Below are 3851 nucleotides of genomic sequence, written 5' to 3'. Positions count from 1 at the left end.
AGGTTACTGGCTACGTAGAACCCGGGTCTGGGGGGAGACCCCCCAGACCCGGGTTCTACGTAGCCAGTAACCTAAAAAGTACAGGGAGAGGCAATTATCAATTATTTACGCCAAGACTATTAGTCCAATTCGCTCGGCAACTTGCTGCTCTAGCCACTGTTCAAAAAACTCATTGAGGAAATGTTGTTGGATCTGCCGATCGAATTTTACAGGTAGCCAGCATTCAAGCCGCAAAAACACATAGTTACCGTCTAGTTGAAAAATAGGCGAAAGTTGTTTGGGTTTGAGAGCGATGAGGTGGCGGTAAATTAGTGGATGTAACTGAGCCAGTTGGATCGGGCCGACTGTCCCACCCATTTTAGCGGTAGGGTGTTGAGAATAGTCGATCGCGAGTTTCGTTAAAGATTGTTCTCGTTCCCCAACGCGCGCAGATAGTTCGACAGCGAGATGGAAATCCTTTACTTGGATGGCTGAAAATAGCACTCGATCGAGTTGGGACTTAGACTGTAAAAAGCGGCTATTCAATAAGTGTCCCCACTGTGCCTGCTGGTACTGCTGTAATATAACCGATCTTGGTAGTGGCTCGGCGATCGACTGACTGGAATCGAGATCGGATTCAATCGGTGGCGCACTAGCCAATAACAGTTGGTATTCTGCCGATTGTTGCCATTTTGTGAGAGTTTCTCGAACGATCGTCGATCGGAGATAGGGGATGAGTAATTTCGATCTGCTCAGACAATTAACGATGAGATCGGGTGCAAGATCGAGTCCTAAATTATCATCCACCGCCATCTCAGCTTTAAACCAAGTAGTAAATAGTTCGTCGAGTAGAAGTTTGTGCATTTGGGCATTTAATTGGGCTGGTTCTAATCGATCCAGCCGAATTAGACGGTATTTGCCACCCATCAACAAGGGGATAGATAATTCTCCTGGTTGTAATTTCCGAACTACTCCGCCGATCTTGGGTGATAACTCGCGAAAGAAAACTGGGCCAATCGTCCCGCCAGTCTGCCGATAGGCATCTTGAGAATATTCTAGTGCAATTTCCGCAAACGATTGCTCGTCAGCATTAATCCGAAAAAATAGTTCGTTAGCGATGAAAGAATCGTCAACTTCGATCGTTGATATAGTTACTCGATCGAGTTGTGGTTGGTGTGTTTGAAAGTATGCCGCTACTCGATCTCCCCAGCGCAACTCTTTAAACTTTTGTAATTTGAGTTCGCGTTCGGAGATTGCTGTTAATTGTGCCGAGTTCATCCCTCTGTAAGATCGAGATTGCCGATTGAGGGTGTATCTTTCCTCAAATTCTGCCGAACTATAGTCGATGTGAATATTCAGATCGATCGCCGCTTGTGTTAATAATTTATCTAGAATTATTTCCTCGACCTGTTGGGATAATAATCGGTATTCTGCTAATTGCTCCACCACCAAATCGCTAGAAATTCGATCGTGACCGAGATCTAAATTAAGTATCCTCTTCTCACTAGTTGGGGTAAGATCTGGCGGTCGATCGTCGCTCGGGGATAGTGTATTTATAAAATTAGATTCAGATTCGTTTGTCAGCATCGATCGATCGAGAATTGAAAAATTATTACTAAATCCCACCAACCAGATCCCCGACTTCTGGGAGAAGTCGGGGATCTGTGCGGCTCTAATAACTTAAGTTCAAATTGTGATTAAACAACGTAAGTAAGAGCAGTCGGATCGACATTGATGCGGAGCACCAGCGACGAACCATTAAATTCAGGTGCAACTGCTTCAAACCAGCCACCTTTATCTTGAATTTCACTGAACTGACTGCTACTAGTAATCCCAAAAGACCGGAAGTCAACTCGATCGATTCCTTGTTCGTAACCTGCGATGGTGAGAGTAGAACTAATACCTGGTTTATTAACAGCGACAAAAGTGTCTTGAAATCCATCCCCAGCGATCGGCATGGCAAAAGGATCGTTTTGGAGATTGGTGAGGAAGTTGGCATTATAGTTATTTGGCCCAGATCCGACTAAAATGTCGTCTCCAAATCCATACAAAACATCCGCGCCCGAACCACCAACCAAAATATCATTTCCCGATTCAGAGCTATCGCCCAGGTTTAGATCGTCATCACCAGAGAGGATATCATTGCCTAATCCACCAAAAAGACTGTCATCATTTTTGCCACCCAATAACAGATCGTTACCCTCAAAACCACGGAGGCTGTCATTACCGCCACGACCTTTGAGAATGGCGTCTTCGTTCCGGTTGAGTGGATTGCCTCTTAATATGTTATCGCTGTCATTGCCCGTTCTGATAAAAACCATGGTTGACTCCGTTAATTGTGTATCCGTCAATACAATAAAATCACTGCAAGATTAAATTTGTATGAGATTTTAATGAGAGATTTCTTATCTTGTCTACTTGAGGCAGTTTTGTCATCGATTGTCAAATTGTTGGCTCTCTAGTAGTTATGGCGATCGGCAAGAATTATTGAAAGGGGGGAAAGCATTGGGCGAAAGTCGGGTTTCCCAATGTTTTAGTGCAACAAGTCGGCTTTAAGTTGATAAAGCCGAGCTAAATCAATCTAGAATTACCCAGTTAAAAATTGCTTTTGATAAGATAAATCTTTTCAGGAATTTTTATTATTTAGTTGTACTTAAAGGCAATCGTTTAAGTCATGAAAAATCTGCAACAATTTTTAGCACCATAGCAGCAAGGCTTTAATTGTCATTACGACACCCATGAAGTGTTTATTTTGCAAGTCGAAGGTGAGAAAAAATGGGTCGTGGATCCAGCGACAGTCCCCTATCCCACCACCAAAATCCCTTTGTCAACGCAGCCTCAGCCAGCGGTTTTTCCCTACATAGATCGTTCGCTCGATCGAGGTGACGAGCTGTATATTCCACGCGGACATTGGCACTACGAGATCGCTGGCGATCGACCATCTTTACATTTGACGATCGACATCGAAAACCAGAGTGGCCGATCGGGTATTTGGAAATACGGAAAAAAGGGTAATTATTTATACCTCGATCGCGATAGAGATCGACATCACTAGGGCAATTGAGTGTCTAATCTCAAGCTTTAAACTTTGACGAGCGAGTGTAATACGAGCGAACTTGAATAACAATCTATACTCCACAAAGATTCTCTTATCTCAACATGAGAAAATTCTCATCAAAGAAGTTAAATTAAATGTCTGAAATCGGGGTAGATTGAGAACGAGTCTGTATTCTATCGATCGAAATCGGTAAATGTACCTGCATTTCCTTGTTTTAGTGGAGAGTTCAGAGGCTGTATCTAGTTTGTACCAGTAATGCCTTCTGTTGAGATCCAATGAGTAAAGTATTAATTCTGATTGCTGAAGACGAAGAGCGTCTGGCGGCATTTGTGGAGAAAGGGTTGAAGAAAAGTGGCTTTGAGACGATCGTCGCTGCGGATGGTGTCCAGGCACTACAAGCGATCGAGCAACAGCCAGTAGATTTGCTGCTGTTAGATTTGGGTTTGCCGATTATGGATGGTTGGGCGGTGTTGCAAGAGACGCGCGCGCAGAATCCCGATCTGCCGATTATTGTCGTGACGGCAATGAGCGACGAACGAGATCGACAACGGGTGTTGCAGTTGGGGGCGAATGATTATCTACCTAAGCCGTTTAAGTTTATCGATTTGCTCGCCAAAGTTAAATTGTATCTAGAGGATGTTTGATAATTGATAATTGATAATTGATAATTGATAATTGATAATTATCAATTTTGGGCGTTGCTGGTTTAAGGTATGATTCTAGCTTTTGCACTCCTCGTCCCCCCCGCTGTCTTGATGCGCGATCCCGTCGGGAAACCCGACGAGCGCGCATCAAGACAGCGGGGGGGACGAGG

General features: G+C 44.0%; 3 protein-coding genes and 1 pseudogene. 2 read left to right on the top strand and 2 right to left on the bottom strand.

Translation table 11 applies throughout. From position 1 onward, the window contains the following. Positions 1–105 precede the first annotated feature (105 nt). Together C7B77_RS25795 and C7B77_RS25790 are read right to left on the bottom strand one after the other, a co-directional pair. Positions 106–1566: a peptidylprolyl isomerase gene (locus C7B77_RS25795; protein WP_181244037.1), complete on the bottom strand. Its 1461-nt coding sequence runs from the start codon at positions 1564–1566 to the stop codon at positions 106–108. 110 nt (positions 1567–1676) lie between these two features. Further along, positions 1677–2300, bottom strand: a complete 624-nt coding sequence (locus tag C7B77_RS25790; protein ID WP_106311722.1) for a calcium-binding protein — start codon at positions 2298–2300, stop codon at positions 1677–1679. 401 nt (positions 2301–2701) lie between these two features. On the opposite strand from C7B77_RS25790, the pseudogene C7B77_RS25785 reads away from it, so the two are divergent. Together C7B77_RS25785 and C7B77_RS25780 are read left to right on the top strand one after the other, a co-directional pair. Then, positions 2702–3034, top strand: a pseudogene (locus tag C7B77_RS25785) (JmjC domain-containing protein); the annotation flags it as partial. A 278-nt stretch (positions 3035–3312) separates the two neighbouring features. Continuing rightward, positions 3313–3681 (top strand): response regulator transcription factor, encoded by a 369-nt coding sequence (locus tag C7B77_RS25780; protein WP_106311717.1) that lies wholly within the window; start codon positions 3313–3315, stop codon positions 3679–3681. Positions 3682–3851 lie beyond the last annotated feature (170 nt).

This window comes from Chamaesiphon polymorphus CCALA 037, assembly GCF_003003845.1.
Taxonomy (GTDB): Bacteria; Cyanobacteriota; Cyanobacteriia; order Cyanobacteriales; family Chamaesiphonaceae; genus Chamaesiphon; species Chamaesiphon polymorphus.
Note: the sequence above shows the minus strand (reverse complement) of the source record. Positions and strands in the feature narration are given on the sequence as shown.

What these genes read in the sequence shown, in the direction of transcription:
- C7B77_RS25795 (WP_181244037.1), bottom strand. Translation starts at nt 1,566, where the DNA reads ATGCTGACAAACGAATCTGAATCTAATTTTATAAATACACTATCCCCG.
- C7B77_RS25790 (WP_106311722.1), bottom strand. Translation starts at nt 2,300, where the DNA reads ATGGTTTTTATCAGAACGGGCAATGACAGCGATAACATATTAAGAGGC.
- C7B77_RS25780 (WP_106311717.1), top strand. Translation starts at nt 3,313, where the DNA reads ATGAGTAAAGTATTAATTCTGATTGCTGAAGACGAAGAGCGTCTGGCG.